We start from the raw sequence: 16,189 nt of genomic DNA, 5'->3' as shown, positions 1-16,189 counted from the left end.
CCGAGGCGGTGTTTTGATACGCCATAGAAAATCCCAAATCGCCGCCAACCCTCCGATGCGCCGCCCCCTCCGTCAGCCCGCCGGCCCCGGGCCGGTCCCGTCGCCCACCTCCCGCGACCGGCGCCGGCGCAGCTCCGAGAACGTGCCGGTGCCGCTCTCGCCGTGCGCGCCGAAGGGGCACCGGGACACCGGCGGCTCGGCGTCGAGCCGCCGGGGAGGGATGGTGCCCGTCACGGCCGGGTGGTGCCCGTCATGGCCGGAGCCCTGTCGGCCGGCCGTGCGGGGGCCGTGCGTCACGCGGGCTGCCACAGCTCGATCCGGTTGCCCTCCGGATCGGTGACCCAGCCGAACCGGCCGACGCCGTCCATGTCCTGGGTCTCCTCCGCCACGTCGGCCCCCTTGGCGCGCAGCTGGGCGAGCATCGCCTCCAGGTCGCGGACGCGGAAGTTCAGCATGGTGTGCTGGGCGCGGGAGCCGAAGTAGTCGGTACCGGAGTCGAAGGCCGCGAACACGGTCGGCCCGGGTTCCTGACGCCACAGGCCGTGCTCGTCGGCGTCCAGCCCCAGGCAGTCCCGGTACCACGCGCCGAGGGCCGCCGGGTCGGCGGCGCGCAGGAAGTATCCGCCGATGCCGAGTACGCGTTCCATACGGCCATCCTGCCAGGACGGCGACCTGACGGGCCGCCACCACGCACGCGCGCCCGCCCCTCCGGACGGGGCGGGTCGGGCTCAGCCGGTCCGCGCCGGCAGGGTGGCCTCGCCCCCTTCGCGTACGGCCAGCAGCACGGCGTCGTGCAGGGCGCGGCTGGCCTCCTCGCTCGGACACGGGGCGGGGCTCCCCGCCAGGGTGAGCCACTCCGTCGCGCCGCTGTGCTGGACGGCGACGTGCGCCAGCCCGTCGGCCTCGGTCCAGGTCGTGTGGACGTCGAGCTCGCCGGTCAGGAGGACCGACTCGGCGGTCCTGACGCCGCCGCGTCCGGCGAAGACGCCGCGGGTGGTCCATGATGCCCAGGTCATCCGGCCTCCAGGAGCCGTCCCGTACCGGTACGGGAACGCGGGTGGGTGCGGGCTGGCGTGATACCCCGCTCGAACGGGTTATATGCGTGTATGTCACCTTATTTCTCAGAGCCCAGGCCTACTCCGCGGGCCGCTCCACCACGCGGCGGGCCGCCTCGTGCTCGGCGGCGGGCGGCGACAGCTCGTCCAGCGTGTCGAGGTCGGTGTCCCGCTCCAGCTCCCGTTCCCACTCCGCGGCGAGCCGTTCCTGCTCCGCGCGCGGCAGCCCGCCCACGGCCTCCCGGTGGGCCGGGTCGAGAGCGGCCAGGAAGCGTTCCACCACGTCCGAGGACATCCCGTACTCCTTGTCGCTGGGGGGGAGGGCCCGGTACGCGACGGCCCCGCGCCCAGCATGCGCAGCCCGCCCCGGCGCACCGGGCAGGCGCGGCCCGGCACTGACCCGAACGGCGCCGCCGGCCGCGCCCCGCGGACGGCCCGCTCAGCCCTCGGCGGCCGCCGGGGCGAGGAGTACGAAGTCGGCGTTCCACGGGTCGAGGCAGACGGCCAGGCGGCCGATGCCCTCCACGTCCTCCGGGCCGGTCTGCGTGTTGCCGCCGTTGCCGGTGACCGCCGCCACCGCCGCGTCACAGTCGGCTACGGCGAAGACGGGGTGCCAGTACGGACGGCCCTGCGCGAGGCCGAGGTGTTCCTCGCCCAGGCGCATCAGCCCGCCGTGCATGCGCTCGTCCGGCAGGCCCGCCGGGGTGATGAGCGAGTACGCGCCCCCGCCGCCCGGCAGCTCCATGTCGCTGAACCGCCAGCCGAGGACCCCGCCGTAGAACTCCCGCGCGGCCGCCGCGTCGCTCGTGAACAGCTCGGTCCAGCACAGCGAGCCCGGCTCGTCCACCAGCTCCGCGCCCTTGTCCGTGCCCGGCTCCCAGACGGCGAACTGGCCGCCCTGGGGGTCGCTGTACTGGGCCATCCGGCCCGCGTCGTCCAGCGTCATCGGAGCCACCCTGACCCTACCGCCCGCACCTTCCACGGCCCGGGTGGCGGCGTCCGCGTCGGCGACGCTGTAGTAGATCATCCACGCAGGGCGCGCGCCCTGCTCGGTGAGCTTGCCGAGCCCGGCGACGACCTTCCCGTCCTTGCGGAACATCCCGCCCTCCATGCCGCCCATCGCCTCGTACGACCACCCGAACACCGCGCCGTAGAAGGCCGCGGCGGACGGGACGTCGGGGGTGCCGAGGTCGAGCCAGCAGGGGGAGCCGGGGACGTAGTCGGTGGTGATCATGTGGCCGGCCTTTCACGCGGGTCCGATGGGCCCCAGCCTGGCACCGGACCCCGGCCCCCGCCCGTCGGCCGTCAGGACCCCGCGCGGGCGGCGTACGCGCGGACGTCCGCGTCGGGGTCGGCCGTGGCGGCGGCCAGCGCGGTACGGGCGCCGGGGTCCTCCCGGTGGCGGAGCAGGGACAGCACGGCCGCCTTGCGGACGTCCGCGTTGGGGTCGGCCAGGGCCTTCGCCAGGGCGGGGACGGCCCGCGCCGGCGCGGCAGCCCGCAGCGCGGTCGCGGCCCCGGCCCGCACCTGCCACGCCGGGTCCCCGAGGGCCGCCCCGGCCAGCGAGGCGTACCCGGGCGGGCAGCCGGTGGCGGCCAGCGCCGCCAGGGCCGCGCCCCGGACCAGCGGGTCGGCGTCGTCGAGCAGCGGGTCCAGCGGCGCCGGGGCCGGGTCGTGGACGGCCGCGAGGCCCCGCGCGACCGCGACCCTGACCTCGCGGGCGGGGTCGGCGGCGGCCGCCGCCAGTTCCGGCACGGCGTCCACCGAGACCAGCGCCCGGACGGCGGTGATGCGGACCTCGGCGCCGGCGTCCGCGAGGGCGGCGCCGTACGCCCGCGCGTACACCCCTGCGTCGCCCAGCCGCAGCGCCCGCAGGACCTCCAGCGCGGCGGCCCGGACCGCCGGGTCGGCGGCCTCCAGCGCGGTCCGGAGGCCGGCCCCGAGCTCCGGCCCGGCCGGCAGCACCGAGACGAGCTCTCGCAGCGCGGCCGCGGCGGCGCCCCGGACCCCCGGCGCGGGGTCCCGCAGGCACGCGGCCAGCGCGGGCCCGGCGCCGTCCGGCACGGTCTCCCCGAGGACGGCCACGGCGGCCGCCCGCACCCCGGGATCGGCATCCGCCAGGAAGGGGCGCAGGGCCTCCAGGCCGGGGGACTCCTCGGCCAGGGCGAGCAGCCGCAGCAGGGCGGGGCCGGCCGCGGAGCCGCCCCCGGTACCGTCGGAGGCCGCCGCGACCGCCGGACCCGGACCAGGACCCGGCCCCGGAGCCGGATCCGGCACGGCCGCGGCACCCGGACGTGCCGCCGGAGCGGCGTCCCTCGGCCCGGCCGTGGCCACCGGCACCAGCTCCACCTCGCCGAGCCACCGCTCCGGCCCCGCCACCGGTGTGAACTCCGGGACCGCCACCGTGTACGGCTCGACCGGCCGCGCCGTGAACTCCATCGCCCCGGAAGCCGACCTGCGCAGGTCGAGGTGGTGCAGCCAGCCCGCGTCGTCCTGCCCGGGGTGGTCCATCCGCTCGTGGTAGAGGCCCCACCGGGACTCCGTGCGGGCCAGCGAGGCCCGCGCGGCCATCTCCGCGCAGTCCCGGATGAAGGACACCTCGGCGCACCGCATCAGCTCGTGCGCGGTGCGCGCCCCCATCCCGGCGATCTCCCCCGACATCCGGGTGAAGGCCTCCACGGCGAGGGACAGCTTCGCCCCCGACTTCGGCGGTGCCACGTAGTCGTTGACGAACCGCCGCAGCTTGTACTCCACCTGCGGCTGCGGCGGCCCGTCCGGGTTGCGCAGCGGCCGGTAGACCAGCTCGTGGGCGGCGGCGAGCTGGTCCTGCGGCAGCTCCCCCTCGTACGCCCGGTACTGCGCCGCGTCCTCGCCGGCCAGGTCCCCGTAGACGAACGCGCCGATCATGTAGTTGTGCGGTACGCAGGCCAGGTCGCCGGCCGCGTACAGCCGGGGCACGGTGGTGCGGGCGTGCGCGTCGACCCGCACGCCCGAGGCGGAGTGCCCGCCGCACAGCCCGATCTCCGAGATGTGCATCTCGATGTCGTGGGTGCGGTAGTCGTGGCCGCGGCCCTCGTGGAAGGTGCCGCGGGTGGGACGCTCCGTGCTGTGCAGGATGGACTCGACGGCGGAGACGGTCTCCTCCGGCAGATGGCTGAGCTTGAGGTACACCGGGCCCCGGTCGGAGGCGAGTTCGGCCGCGAACTCGGACATCATCTGCCCCGACCAGTAGTCCGACTCCACGAACCGCTCGCCGTGCCGGTTGACCTGGTAGCCCCCGAACGGGTTCGCCACGTACGCGCAAGCGGGCCCGTTGTAGTCCTTGATCAGCGGGTTGATCTGGAAGCACTCGATCCCGGTGAGGGCGGCCCCCGCGTGGTAGGCCATGGCGTAGCCGTCGCCCGCGTTCGTGGGGTTCTCGTACGTCCCGTACAGGTACCCGGACGCGGGCAGGCCCAGCCGGCCGCAGGCCCCGGTGGCGAGGACCACCGCGCCCGCCCGTACGGTGACGAACGCGCCGGTGCGGGTGTCGAACCCGGCCGCGCCGACGGCCCGGCCGTCCTCCGGGTGGGTGAGCACCCGGACCGGCATCACCCGGTTCTCGATCCGTATCCGCTCCCGCATCTCGCGCCGCCGCAGCTGCCGGTAGAGGACCTTCTTGACGTCCTTGCCCTCCGGCATCGGCAGCACGTAGGAGCCGGACCGGTGCACCTGGCGCACCGCGTACTCGCCGTGCTCGTCCTTCTCGAACTTCACCCCGTACGACTCCAGCCGCCGGACCATGTCGAAGCCGCGGGTCGCGGTCTGCCGGACGGTCGACTGGTCGACGATCCCGTCGTTGGCGCGGGTGATCTCGGCGACGTAGTCGTCGGGTTCGGCCCGGCCCGGGATCACGGCGTTGTTGACCCCGTCCATGCCCATGGCGAGGGCGCCGGAGTGCCGTACGTGCGCCTTCTCCAGCAGCAGTACGTCCGCACCGCGTCCGGCGGCGGTCAGCGCCGCCATCGTGCCGGCGGTGCCGCCGCCGATCACGAGGACGTCGCAGGACAGCTCGGTCGCGTCGGCGAGGGCCGGAATGGCCAGCGGGGGGATGGCCGGGGCGGGGATGGCCGGGGGAGCGTCCACCAGGGTGTCCACGGGGGTGCCTTTCTGCCTTTCAGAGGAATTCGAGGATGCGGCGGCGCAGTTCGGCCGTGCCGGGCGCGTGCTGCGCGTCGCGCCGGCGCGGGTGCGGTACGTCCAGTACCCGTCCGGACCCGAGCAGGGCGACCCGGTCGCCGAGGTGCAGCGCCTCGTCCACGTCGTGGGTGACGAAGACGACGGTCGCGCCGGTACCCGCGAGGATGTCCACCAGCAGGTCCTGCATCTCGGCACGGGTGCGCGCGTCGAGCGCGCCGAACGGCTCGTCCATCAGGACCGCGCGGGGCCGGCCGGCCAGCGCGCGGGCCAGCTGGACGCGTTGGCGCTGCCCGCCGGACAGCTGGTGCGGCAGCTTGTGGGCGTGCTCGGCCAGCCCGACCCGCGCCAGCCAGTCGGCCGCCGACCGGCGCCGCTCGGCGCGGGGGACCCGCCGGATGGCCAGGGGCAGCTCCACGTTGGCGCGTACCGTGCGCCAGGGCAGCAGCGCGTCGTGCTGGAAGACGAGCGCCCGGTCCGAGGCCGGCCGGGTCACGGGCTCGCCGCCCTGGGTGACCCGGCCGCCGAGCGGGGGCAGCAGCCCGGCGAGGGTGCGCAGCAGCGTGGACTTCCCGCAGCCGGAGGGTCCGACCACCGTCAGCAGCTCGCCGGGGGCGATCCGCAGGGTGACGGTGCCCGGCAGGACCGCGCCGCCCGGGTGGCCGAGCCGTACGTCCTCCAGGGCGAGTTCGGTGCCGGCCGGGGCGGGCGGGGCTACGCGCAGGGTGGTGCTCATGCGACCGGCTCCTTCCGGGGAACGGCGGTACGGGGCGCTGCCGCCCGGCCGGTGGTGCGTACGGCCGGGCGGGGCAGCCAGGCGGTGGCGCGGCGGCCGAGCACCTCCACGGCCGTGGAGGTGAGCCAGCCGAGGGCGCCGATGGTGGTCATGCCGACGAACACGCCGGGGTAGTCGACGACCGTGTAGTCCTGCCAGGTGCGGTAGCCCACCCCGTACTCGCCGGAGATCATCTCCGCGGAGATCACACAGATCCACGAGACGCCGATGCCCACCGACAGGCCGCCGAAGATGCCCGGCAGGGCCCCGGGCAGCACCACCGAGAACAGCACCCGCGCCCGTCCGCCGCCCATGGTCAGCACGGCCTCCTCCCACACGGGGGTGAGCGCCCGGACCGCGTGCCGGGTCGAGACGGCCACCGGGAAGAAGGCGGCGGCGAGGGTGATGAACACGATGCCCTGCTCGTTGGTCGGCAGCAGCAGGATGGCGACCGGCACCAGGGCGATGGCCGGCACCGGGCGTACCACCTCCACCAGCGGTCCCAGCAGGTCCGCCACCCACCGGGAGCGGGCGACGGCCGTGCCGACCGCCACCCCCAGCACGGCGGCCAGGGCGAAGCCCACCCCGATCCGGCGCAGGCTGTGGCCCAGGTCCTGCCAGTACGGGCCGGTGCCGACCCGGCCGGCGAAGGCGGAGGCCACCTCGCCGACCGTCGGGAACTGCTCGAAGCGCAGCCACAGGTTCACGTCCAGCGAGGTCAGCAGCTGCCACAGCCCGAGGGCCGCGGCGAGCGAGGCGGCGCGCAGCAGCCGGCGGCCCGCGCTCACGAGGCCAGGCCCACGGCGTCCTCGTAGCCGATGACGCGGGAGCCCGGGTGCTGCCCGACGTACCCCTTCGCGCCGGCCGGGGTGAGGAAGGCGCGCAGCTCGGAGCCGTCCGCGACCCACACCGCCTTGTCGGCGAACCACAGGGTGCCGGTCACCGCGTCCGGGACGTACGCGGCCCGTACGTCCGCTCCCCTGGCGGCCTTCAGCAGCTCCCCGGGGGTGTCGAAGGAGGCCGTGGTGGCCTGGCCCTTCAGCCACAGCTCGGACTTGCCGGCGTCCGCCTTGGGGTACCCCGGCTCCTGTACGGCCCGCTTCAGCGGCGCCGGGTCGACGAAGGCGTCGACGTCGACGTCGCCCACCAGCCCGGCGCCCTTCAGCACCGGCACGTCCTCCTTCAGCGCGGCGATCAGTTCGGGGCGCAGCTCCGGGTCGAAGGTGGCGATGCCGTTCGCGCCGTTGTACAGGTAGACGACCTCGGCCGGCAGCCCGGTCTCCTTGCCCACCGACTCGGCGGCCGCCACCGGCTGCTTGCGCAGGTAGTCGGTGGCGCGGCGCTGGGCCTTCAGGAAGTCGTCGACCACGCCCGGCCGTTCACCGGCGAACTTCTGCCGCACGGTCACCCCGTGGAAGGTCGGCAGGTTCAGTTCGGCCCCGTCGTACAGGGCCTTCGCCCGGCCCTCGAAAGCCAGCTGGCCGGGCCAGGCCACGAACTGCGAGAGCGCGTCCGCGCTGCCGGCCTGGAGGGCCGAAGCGCCCACACTGGGTTGTTGGTTGAGTTTCCGGATGCCCTTGTCGGGGTCGATCCCGGCGCGCTGGAGGGCCCGTACGAGGGTCCCGTCGGCGGCCGAGCCCACGCTCGTGGACACCTTCTTGCCGCGCAGGTCGGCCAGCGACTCCAGCTTCGAGTCCGGCGCGGTCACCACCGTGTTGAGGCCGCCGCGGAGGTTGTAGCCGGTGACGGAGACCAGCGAGGTCGGCTGCTTCAGCTCCTTGCCGCGGGCGGCGTTGAGGAGCAGGGGGAAGTCGCCCATCGAACCGATGTCGATCTTGCCCGCCGTCATCTGCGCGGTGATGGGGGCGCCCGTCGCGTAGTCCTGCCAGTCGACCTGGTACGTCACCCCTTCCTTCTTTCCGCGTGCCGCCAGCTCCTCCTCGAAGTAGCCGAGGGAGCGCAGGAGGGTGCCCGCGGTGACCGTGTTGATGGTCTTGGACTGGTAGCCGACGGTCACGGTGACCGTCTTCGACGGGCTGCCGCCCGCCTCGCCCCCACCGCCGCCGTCACCGCTGCCGCCGCCGCAGGCGGTGGCCAGGGGGAGGAGCAGGGCGAGTGGGACGGCGGGACTGACGAATCTGCGGCTCATCGGAGCGGGGCCTTTCATCGGAGCAGGTAGGGCATGTTGACGGTCACCGCACCGGTGGGGCAGCGTGCGGCGCACGGGCCGCAGTACCAGCACTCGTCCACGTGCATGTACGCCTTGCCGTTGTCCTCGCGGATCGCGAGCGAGTCGAGCGGACACATGTCGACGCAGAGCGTGCAGCCGTCGATGCACTTCGACTCGTCGATGGTCACGGGCACGTCGGCGCGCTGGGGGACGAGAGGCATGGTTTCTCCAAGGGCCGCGGGGGCGGGGAACGGGGGAGGGGAGCAGGGGGGACGGGGCTCAGAGGGAGCGGCGCAGCACGCCGCTCATGGTGATGCGGTCACCGCGGAAGCGGATGAACTCCAGGTCCACCGGCCGGCCGTCGGGCAGGCAGGTCAGCCTCTCCAGCATCAACACGGCGGCCCCGCGCGGAGCCTGGAGCACGGCGGCGGAGTGCGCGTCGGCGTTGACGGCCTCCAGGGTGATCTCGGCATGGCCCAGCGGGCCGCCGGTCAGCGACTCCAGGAGCCGGAACACGTCCGTGTTCTCCAGGTCGCAGCCGAGGAGTTCGCCGCCCACGTCCATGGGCAGGTAGGAGAGGTCCAGGGACAGCGGCAGTCCGTTCAGCCGGCGCAGCCGCTCGATACAGAGCACGTCGGTGTGCTCGGGCAGGCCCAGCCGGTGCGCCACCGGGCCGGGGGCGGTCACGGGGCTGACGGTACGGACCTCGTTGGTGACCCGGCCGTGCTCGTGCAGGGTCTCGGCCAGGCCCTGGAGGCGGTCCAGCCCGTGCGGGTACTTCTCGCACACCACCACCGTGCCGACGCCGGGCTGCCGGTCGACGAGCTGCTCGCCGCGCAGCAGGTCCAGGGCCTGCCGGACGGTGTTGCGGCTGGCCCGGTAGTCGGCGGCGATGGCGTCCTCCAGGGGCAGCACCCCGCGCGGGAAGCCGCCCGTCAGGATCTGGTGGCGCAGCAGGTCGGCGAGCTGCCGGGCCTGGTCCGCACGCAGCCGTCGGCGGCGCGCGGCGGCGACCGGGCGGGCGGCGGGGGCGGGTTCGGCTGGCATGGCAAGGAACGTACCGGGAGAGCCCTCCCGGTGGTGTTGCCACAGTATTGCGCCACCTGACGCCCGGTGCGTACGTCTCTGACCTGCTGTTTCTTCGAAAGAATGGCAAGATCCGCCACTACGGCGCCCACCATGTGGACCATACGGCCGTCACGGTGCGAGCGGTGGCCCGCCGCCCCTCCCGGCTGGTGCGGGAAGCGGCGGGAGACGGCTCACCCGCCGGCCGGCACCCGGCCCGTACCCGACTCCGTGAACTCGCGCGTGAGCTGCGCGCGTTCCGCGAGCAGCCGGCGGAATCCCGGCGTCGCGTACCGGTCGGCGGTGGCCGACGCGGGGCCGGGCAGACCCGCGATCCGTGCCATCAGCTCCCGGGGCTGCGGCTGCCAGCCGACGACCAGGACCCGCAGTCCCCGGTCCTCCGCGCGCCGGTGCAGGTCCAGGAGGTGCAGCAGGCCGCGCGCGGTCATGAGCGGGACTCCGTGCAGATCGACCATGAGGACCCGCTCGCCGGCGGTGACGTGCTCCAGTGCCTGACACAGGGCCGCGCCCGACTCCTCGTCGAGCTCTCCGCCGGCGCTGACCAGGACGGTGGTGCCGCGGTACTGGACGTCCGTGATGATCAATACGTTCCCCTTTCCATCACCCGCGCGGGCGACGGGCCCGCGGGGCCCCATCCTGGCGCGGCGCCGGGCGGAGCGGGTAAGAGGCTCGCTGACGTTCCGCCGCGTTTTGTCAGGTTTCGCTCAGGACGGGCAGGGCGGGGGCGGGGTCCCGGAAGCGGCCGGCGTCGACGCGCGGCCACCCGGACGTCAGGTCCGTCGTGCCCCGGCCGCGGACCGAGTCGAGGACGGTGTCGTGCAGGCGCCTGCTGGCGTACCCGTTCGGGCACGGGACGGGACTTCCCGCCACCGTGTGCCAGGTGGAGTCGCCGCCCTGGCGGACGGTCACGTACGCCAGTCCGTCGGACCAGTCGGTGCGGACCTCCAGCTCACCCGTCAGCACACCCGCTCCCGTCGTCCGCACCCCGTCCCTTCCGGCGGCGACGGACCGTGTCGTCCACGAAGCCCAGCCCATGGTGCTCGCCTTCCTTCCGATGCGGCGTACCCCGCCTGCCCCGGCCGCCGGGGGACAAACCTGACGGCGCCCCGTCGGAGCGCCCGAGCGCGCCGGAGCGCGCCCGGCCCGGTCAGAACCGGTCGCGGTGGGCGGCCAGCCAGGTGGCGAAGTCCTGGAGGGCCGGGTTGATGCGGCGGACGGCGTCGAGGTCCCGGGCGGCGGTGAAGGAGGCCTCGCAGTCGGCGTAGAACTGGAACATGTTCCCGGCCTCGTCGGCGCCGGGGAAGCCGAGGGCGCGGTACGCGTCCGGGGTCAGGGGCCGGTAGTGGACCGGCCGGCCCAGGGACTCGGTCATGGCCGCGGCCATGTCGGCGAGCCGCAGGTGTTCGCCTGCGATGCTGATGGTGGCGGCGACGTAGTCCGCGCCGCCCTTGAAGACGGCGTGCGCGGTCTTGCCGATGTCGTCGACGGCGATGCCGGAGAGCCGCTTCCCGCCCATCGGGAAGTTCAGCTCCAGGCTGCCGTCCTCCGCCTGGTGGGGCGCGAAGCTGCCCAGCAGGTTCTCCCAGTAGAAGGTGGACCGCAGGAAGGTGACGGGCACGCCCGCGTCGAGGAAGTACTGGTCCGCCTCCGCCTTGCCGTCGAAGTGCGGAACCTTGTACTGCCCCTGGAGCGTCGGCATCCGGTCGTCGTCCACCGGAATGCAGTGGCGGGTGTCCTCCAGAGTCGACCAGATCGCGTGCTGCACGCCCGCGTGGCCGGCCGCCCGGGCGAGGGCCGCCGCCTGCCGCTTCTCGTGCGCGGCGTCCATGTCCTCCCAGAAGTCGGTCACCAGGTACGCCCCGTACGCCCCTTCGAGCACGGGTCCCAGGCTCGCCTCGTCGTCCAGGTCGGCCGCCACCACCTGCGCCCCGAGCCGCTCCAGCTCCCGCGCCCGGTCCGAGCCGGGGTCGCGCGTCACGGCGCGCACGGCGAACTCGCCGTCGCGGTCCTCCAGGACCGACCGGGCCAGGGAGCCTCCCTGCTGCCCGGTCGCGCCGAACACCGTGATCGTCCGCTTCCCGGTCATCGCCGGTCACCCCACTCCCGCACGCGTTCCGCGCCCCCGCGGGGCGCTTCCGCTGCGAAACCTACGGGTGGCGGGCCGGAGCCGCCGACGCCACACGCCGGGCCCGCCCGGATGGCCGTAAGGACGTGCGGAGGGCCGCTGCCCGGCGGAGTGAGGCCGCCGGGCGCCCTCGACGTCAGCCGTTGAAGGAGCCGTGCCGGCCCGCCCCGGACGCGAAGCGCGCGGCGCCCGAGAGGGTCTCGCCCGCCCCCAGCGGGACCATGCCGTGCCGCAGCTCGGCGGCCAGCGCCTCGGACTCGGGCAGGCCGTGCTGTTCCCGTACGGACAGCCGGTCGTGGCGCAGGCACAGCTGGGGGAACGCGGCGATCTCCCGGGCCAGTTCCTCCGCCGCCTCCCGGGCCCGCCCCGGAGGTACGAGGCGGTTGGCGAGCCCCATCGCGTGGGCCTCGGCGGCGGGCACCGGACGGCCGGTCAGGATCAGGTCCATCGCCCGGCTCTCGCCGATGAGCCGGGGCAGCCGTACGGTGCCGCCGTCGATCAGCGGTACCCCCCACCGGCGGCAGAACACCCCGAAGACCGCGTCCTCCTCGGCCACGCGCAGATCGCACCACAGGGCGAGTTCCAGTCCTCCGGCCACCGCGTGCCCGGCGACGGCCGCGATGACCGGCTTGGTCAGCCGCAGCCGGGTCGGCCCCATCGGGCCGTCCCCGTCGGGCTCGACCCGGTTCCCGCTCCCGGTGCCGACGGCCTTCAGGTCGGCGCCCGCGCAGAAGGTCCCGCCCTCGCCCCACAGCACCGCCACGGAGGCCCCGTCATCGGCTTCGAACGCCCGGAACGCGTCGGCCAGCCGGGCGGCGGTCGGCCCGTCCACGGCGTTGCGGGCGGCGGGCCGCGACAGCACCACGGTCGTCACGGGCCCGTCGCGTTCGACACGGACGGCGGGGGCGGCGGGCGGAATCGTCATGGCGGCATTCTCACGCGGCCGCAGGCCCCGCGGCCAGAGCCATTGAAGCCAATGGTGCTAGTGTCATTGGCACCATGCTGCTGAGACTGAACACCGCGGACGGCCGCCCCCTGCACGAGCAGGTGGCCGGCGCGATCCGTCGTGCCGTCGCCGACGGGGAGTGCGGGCCCGGGGACCGGCTGCCGCCCGCGCGGGACCTGTCCCTGGCCCTGGGGGTCAACGTCAACACGGTCCTGCGCGGGCTGCGGGACCTGCGGGACGAGGGCGTGCTGGAGTTCCGGCGGGGGCGGGGCGTGACCGTGGCCGCGGGGGCGGACCGGCGGTCGGCGCTGCTCGACCGGGTGCGCGAACTCGTCGGCGAGGCCGCGCACTCGGGGTACAGCAGGTCCGATCTCATCGAAATGATCAGGGGGTTGCCGTGAACGGGGTGGACGGTGTGAAGGGCACGCGAGGGCAGGGGGCTCCGGGCGCGTGGTCGGCCGCGGCCTGGGTGGCGGGGCCGTCCGCGGTGCTCGCCGTACTGCCCTGGGCCGCGCGCGGCCGGCTGCCGGAGCGGCTCGCGACCCACTGGGGCGGCGGCTCCGGCGGACCGGACGGCTCGATGCCGCTGTGGGCCGCCGCGCTGTTCCCGGCGCTCGTCTGGACGGCCCTCGCGCTGCTGACCGTCGCCGTCGCCCGGTCGCGCGGCGGTGCGGCGGTGTACGCCACCCTGTCGGCCGGGGCCGTCTTCCTCGTCGGCGGGCAGGCCTGGATCGTCCGGGCGAACCTGGACCGTACGGACTGGCACCAGGCGCGGTCGGTGAACCTCGGGGTCGGCGTGACGGTCGCGATGGCGGCCGTCGCGGGACTGGCCGGCTGGCTGGCGTTCCGGAACCGCTCCACCCCGGCACCCCGGCCGGCGGGAAACGCGCCGAGCATGGAGACACCGCCCGGCGAGACCCTCGTATGGCTCTCCCGCGCGGCGAACCCCTGGCTCAGGGCCCTCGCGGCCCTGACCGGAGCCGGCGCGCTCGCCGCCGGACTGGCCGCCGTGGCGGGCCTGGTCGCACCGCCGTGGGCGCTCATCGCGCCGCTGGCGATCGCCTCCGTCGTGGTGCTGGCCTGCTCCTCCGTACGGGCGCACGTCGGCGAGCGGGGCCTCGAAATGGCCTTCGGCCCGCTGGGCCTGCCCGTCCGCCGCTGGCGTGCCGAGGACATCGAGTCGGCGCGCGCCGAGCACCGGACCCCCGCGCAGGTGGGCGGGTGGGGGTACCGGCTCAGCGGCAGGGGGACGACCGTGATGCTCCGCTCGGGCGAATGCCTGGTCATCCACCCCCGCCGGGGCGCCGACTTCGCCGTCAGCGTGGGGGACGCCGAGCGCGGCGCCGCCCTGCTGAACTCCCTGATCGCGCGCAGCAGCCGCTAGCGCGATGACCGCGGTGCCGGCGCCCGCTCCCGGGCCCGGGTGAGCCGCGTCTCACCCGGGCCCCGGCACTTGTCTATGCAACGAGTTGCATAAGAGGATCGGAGGCATGGCGCTCGACCACGCGATCCTCGTCTCCCTGCTGGAGATGCCCGGTTCCGGATACGAACTCGCCCGGCGGTTCGACCGGTCCATCGGGTACTTCTGGACCGCCACCCACCAGCAGATCTACCGCGTACTGGCCCGCATGGAGCGCGACGGGCTGCTCACCGCCCGCGCGGTGGCGCAGCAGGGCCGGCCGGACAAGAAGGAGTACTCCGTCGCCGGCCCCGGCCGCGCGGCGCTCTCCCGGTGGCTGCACGAGCCGATCGAGCCCGAGAGCATGCGCCACGACCTCGCCGTCAAGATCCGCGGCGCCGCCTTCGACGACCCGGCCGCGCTGATCCGCGAGGTCGAACGGCACCACCGGGTGCACGGCGAGCGCCTCGCGCACTACCTCGCCGGGGAACTGCGCGACTTCACCGGCCCCGAGGCCCCCGCCCCGCTCGACGCCGGACAGGAGCTCCAGCACGCCGTACTGCGCGGCGGCATCGCGTACGAGCGGATGACGGTCGCCTGGCTGGACGACGTCCTCGCCACCCTCCACCGGCTCGGCGCGGTCCCGCCCGCGTCCGGCCCCGCCTGAACACGCAGACGCACACGCACCACCCACACCATCCTCTCCACGGAAGGCGACCCCTCATGGCCGACTCCCTGCTCTTCAACCCGCGCACCTACGACCCCGCGCACTTCGACCCCGAGACCCGCAGGCTGCTGCGCGCCACCGTCGACTGGTTCGAGGAGCGCGGCAAGCGCAAGCTGATCGAGGACTACCGCTCCCGCGCCTGGCTCGGGGAGTTTCTCGCCTTCGCCGCCAAGGAGGGCCTGTTCGCCACCTTCCTGACCCCGGCCTCCGCCGCCGGACGGGTGGACCAGCGCTGGGACACCGCCCGGATCGCGGCCCTCAACGAGATCCTCGGTTTCTACGGCCTCGACTACTGGTACGCCTGGCAGGTCACCATCCTCGGCCTCGGCCCCGTCTGGCAGAGCGAGAACGCCGACGCCCGCGCCCGCGCCGCCGAACTCCTCGTCCAGGGCGAGGTGTTCGCGTTCGGGCTGTCCGAGCGGACCCACGGCGCCGACATCTACTCCACCGACATGCTGCTGGAGCCCGACGGCGACGGCGGCTTCCTCGCCAGCGGCTCCAAGTACTACATCGGCAACGGCAACGCCGCCGGACTCGTCTCCGTCTTCGGCCGCCGCACCGACGTCGAGGGCCCGGACGGGTACGTCTTCTTCGCCGCCGACAGCCGCCACCCGGCCTACCACCTCGTGCAGAACGTCGTCGACTCCTCCAAGTACGTCAGCGAGTTCCGCCTCGACGCCTACCCGGTGTCCCCCGAGGACGTCCTGCACACCGGCCGCGCCGCCTTCGACGCCGCGCTCAACACCGTCAACGTCGGCAAGTTCAACCTCTGCACCGCCTCGATCGGCATCTGCGAGCACGCGATGTACGAGGCCGTCACCCACGCGCAGAACCGCGTCCTCTACGGCCGCCCCGTCACCGCCTTCCCGCACGTGCGCCGCGAACTGGCCGACGCCTACGTGCGCCTCGTCGGCATGAAGCTCTTCAGCGACCGCGCCGTCGACTACTTCCGCTCCGCCGGCCCCGACGACCGCCGGTACCTCCTCTTCAACCCGATGACGAAGATGAAGGTGACCACCGAGGGCGAGAAGGTCATCGACCTCATGTGGGACGTCATCGCGGCCAAGGGCTTCGAGAAGGACACCTACTTCGCCGAGGCGGCCGTCGAGATCCGCAGCCTGCCCAAGCTCGAAGGCACCGTCCACGTCAACCTCGCGCTGATCCTCAAGTTCATGCGCAACCACCTGCTGGAGCCCGTCGACTACCCGGCCGTGCCCACCCGGCTCGACGCCGCCGACGACGGCTTCCTCTTCCGCCAGGGCCCGGCCCGGGGCCTCGGCTCCGTACGCTTCCACGACTGGCGGCCCGCGTTCGACGCGTACGCCGAGGTGGCGAACGTGGCCCGGTTCCGCGAACAGGCCGACGCCCTGTGCGAGTTCGTCGCCACCATCGCCCCGGACGAGGCGCAGAGCCGCGACCTCGACTTCCTCCTCTCCGTCGGCCAGCTCTTCGCCCTGGTGGTGCACGCCCAGCTGATCCTGGAGCAGGCCCGCCTGACGGACCTGGACCCGGACGTCCTCGACGAGCTGTTCTCCGTCCTCGTCCGCGACTTCTCCGGCCACGCCGTCGAACTGCACGGCAAGGACTCCGCCACCGGGGCGCAGCAGGCCTGGGCCCTGGGCGCCGTACGCCGCCCGGTCGTCGACGAGGCCCGCGCGGCGAGGATCTGGCAGCGCGTCGAGGCGCTGTCCGGCTCCTACGAGATGGCCCCCTAAGGCCTGTCCGGCCCA

The 16,189-nt window shown here is 74.4% G+C and carries 19 protein-coding genes; 4 read left to right on the top strand and 15 right to left on the bottom strand.

The features are described 5' to 3' along the window. Positions 1 to 72 precede the first annotated feature (72 nt). From ACZ597_RS24755 to ACZ597_RS24685, 15 genes are all read right to left on the bottom strand, one after another. Positions 73 to 234 carry a hypothetical protein gene (locus ACZ597_RS24755; protein ID WP_471333961.1) on the bottom strand — a complete coding sequence of 54 codons (162 nt, stop codon included), beginning with the start codon at positions 232 to 234 and terminating at the stop codon, positions 73 to 75. 59 nt (positions 235 to 293) lie between these two features. Further along, complete coding sequence (locus ACZ597_RS24750; protein WP_471333959.1) at positions 294 to 647, bottom strand: VOC family protein; 354 nt, start codon at positions 645 to 647, stop codon at positions 294 to 296. 81 nt (positions 648 to 728) lie between these two features. Beyond that, on the bottom strand, positions 729 to 1,016 hold the full coding sequence (locus ACZ597_RS24745; protein ID WP_471333956.1) for a hypothetical protein: 288 nt from the start codon (positions 1,014 to 1,016) through the stop codon (positions 729 to 731). A gap of 118 nt (positions 1,017 to 1,134) precedes the next feature. Next, positions 1,135 to 1,350, bottom strand: coding sequence for a hypothetical protein (locus ACZ597_RS24740; protein WP_125814320.1), 216 nt, complete (start codon positions 1,348 to 1,350; stop codon positions 1,135 to 1,137). 144 nt (positions 1,351 to 1,494) lie between these two features. After that, positions 1,495 to 2,289, bottom strand: a complete 795-nt coding sequence (locus ACZ597_RS24735; protein ID WP_471333953.1) for a VOC family protein — start codon at positions 2,287 to 2,289, stop codon at positions 1,495 to 1,497. Between the two features lie 71 nt (positions 2,290 to 2,360). After that, complete coding sequence (locus ACZ597_RS24730; RefSeq protein WP_471334116.1) at positions 2,361 to 5,138, bottom strand: fumarate reductase/succinate dehydrogenase flavoprotein subunit; 2,778 nt, start codon at positions 5,136 to 5,138, stop codon at positions 2,361 to 2,363. Between the two features lie 73 nt (positions 5,139 to 5,211). Continuing rightward, positions 5,212 to 5,967 carry an ABC transporter ATP-binding protein gene (locus ACZ597_RS24725; RefSeq protein WP_471333951.1) on the bottom strand — a complete coding sequence of 252 codons (756 nt, stop codon included), beginning with the start codon at positions 5,965 to 5,967 and terminating at the stop codon, positions 5,212 to 5,214. Further along, complete coding sequence (locus ACZ597_RS24720; protein ID WP_471333948.1) at positions 5,964 to 6,794, bottom strand: ABC transporter permease; 831 nt, start codon at positions 6,792 to 6,794, stop codon at positions 5,964 to 5,966. Before ACZ597_RS24720 ends, ACZ597_RS24725 begins: the two co-directional genes overlap by 4 nt. Continuing rightward, positions 6,791 to 8,173: an ABC transporter substrate-binding protein gene (locus ACZ597_RS24715; RefSeq protein ID WP_471333945.1), complete on the bottom strand. Its 1,383-nt coding sequence runs from the start codon at positions 8,171 to 8,173 to the stop codon at positions 6,791 to 6,793. The genes ACZ597_RS24720 and ACZ597_RS24715 overlap by 4 nt, the downstream gene beginning before the upstream one ends. Then, positions 8,170 to 8,397: a 4Fe-4S dicluster domain-containing protein gene (locus ACZ597_RS24710; RefSeq protein WP_125741086.1), complete on the bottom strand. Its 228-nt coding sequence runs from the start codon at positions 8,395 to 8,397 to the stop codon at positions 8,170 to 8,172. Before ACZ597_RS24710 ends, ACZ597_RS24715 begins: the two co-directional genes overlap by 4 nt. 58 nt (positions 8,398 to 8,455) lie before the next feature. Then, on the bottom strand, positions 8,456 to 9,223 hold the full coding sequence (locus ACZ597_RS24705) for a GntR family transcriptional regulator (RefSeq protein ID WP_471333941.1): 768 nt from the start codon (positions 9,221 to 9,223) through the stop codon (positions 8,456 to 8,458). A gap of 212 nt (positions 9,224 to 9,435) precedes the next feature. After that, the gene (locus ACZ597_RS24700) at positions 9,436 to 9,846 is read right to left on the bottom strand and encodes an STAS domain-containing protein (RefSeq protein WP_471333939.1); all 411 of its coding nucleotides are present in this window, start codon (positions 9,844 to 9,846) and stop codon (positions 9,436 to 9,438) included. Positions 9,847 to 9,955: 109 nt separating this feature from the next. Further along, a complete protein-coding gene (locus ACZ597_RS24695; protein ID WP_471333936.1) occupies positions 9,956 to 10,297 on the bottom strand; it encodes a hypothetical protein in 342 nt (113 codons plus the stop codon). A 112-nt stretch (positions 10,298 to 10,409) separates the two neighbouring features. Then, complete coding sequence (locus ACZ597_RS24690; protein ID WP_471333934.1) at positions 10,410 to 11,348, bottom strand: NmrA/HSCARG family protein; 939 nt, start codon at positions 11,346 to 11,348, stop codon at positions 10,410 to 10,412. 175 nt (positions 11,349 to 11,523) lie between these two features. After that, positions 11,524 to 12,312, bottom strand: coding sequence for a crotonase/enoyl-CoA hydratase family protein (locus tag ACZ597_RS24685; RefSeq protein WP_471333931.1), 789 nt, complete (start codon positions 12,310 to 12,312; stop codon positions 11,524 to 11,526). Between the two features lie 74 nt (positions 12,313 to 12,386). On the opposite strand from ACZ597_RS24685, the gene ACZ597_RS24680 reads away from it, so the two are divergent. The 4 genes from ACZ597_RS24680 (at position 12,387) to ACZ597_RS24665 (ending at position 16,174) form a co-directional block, all read left to right on the top strand. Next, complete coding sequence (locus tag ACZ597_RS24680) at positions 12,387 to 12,734, top strand: GntR family transcriptional regulator (protein WP_471333929.1); 348 nt, start codon at positions 12,387 to 12,389, stop codon at positions 12,732 to 12,734. A gap of 14 nt (positions 12,735 to 12,748) precedes the next feature. Beyond that, on the top strand, positions 12,749 to 13,717 hold the full coding sequence (locus ACZ597_RS24675; RefSeq protein WP_471333926.1) for a DUF1648 domain-containing protein: 969 nt from the start codon (positions 12,749 to 12,751) through the stop codon (positions 13,715 to 13,717). Between the two features lie 106 nt (positions 13,718 to 13,823). Further along, complete coding sequence (locus ACZ597_RS24670; RefSeq protein WP_471333923.1) at positions 13,824 to 14,399, top strand: PadR family transcriptional regulator; 576 nt, start codon at positions 13,824 to 13,826, stop codon at positions 14,397 to 14,399. Between the two features lie 56 nt (positions 14,400 to 14,455). Further along, a complete protein-coding gene (locus tag ACZ597_RS24665) occupies positions 14,456 to 16,174 on the top strand; it encodes an acyl-CoA dehydrogenase family protein (protein WP_471333920.1) in 1,719 nt (572 codons plus the stop codon). Positions 16,175 to 16,189: the final 15 nt, after the last annotated feature.

It is taken from the genome of Streptomyces sp. NPDC040718 (assembly GCF_055593565.1).
The sequence above is the reverse complement of the archived record's forward strand: the minus strand, read 5'-3'. Positions and strand labels throughout refer to the sequence as shown.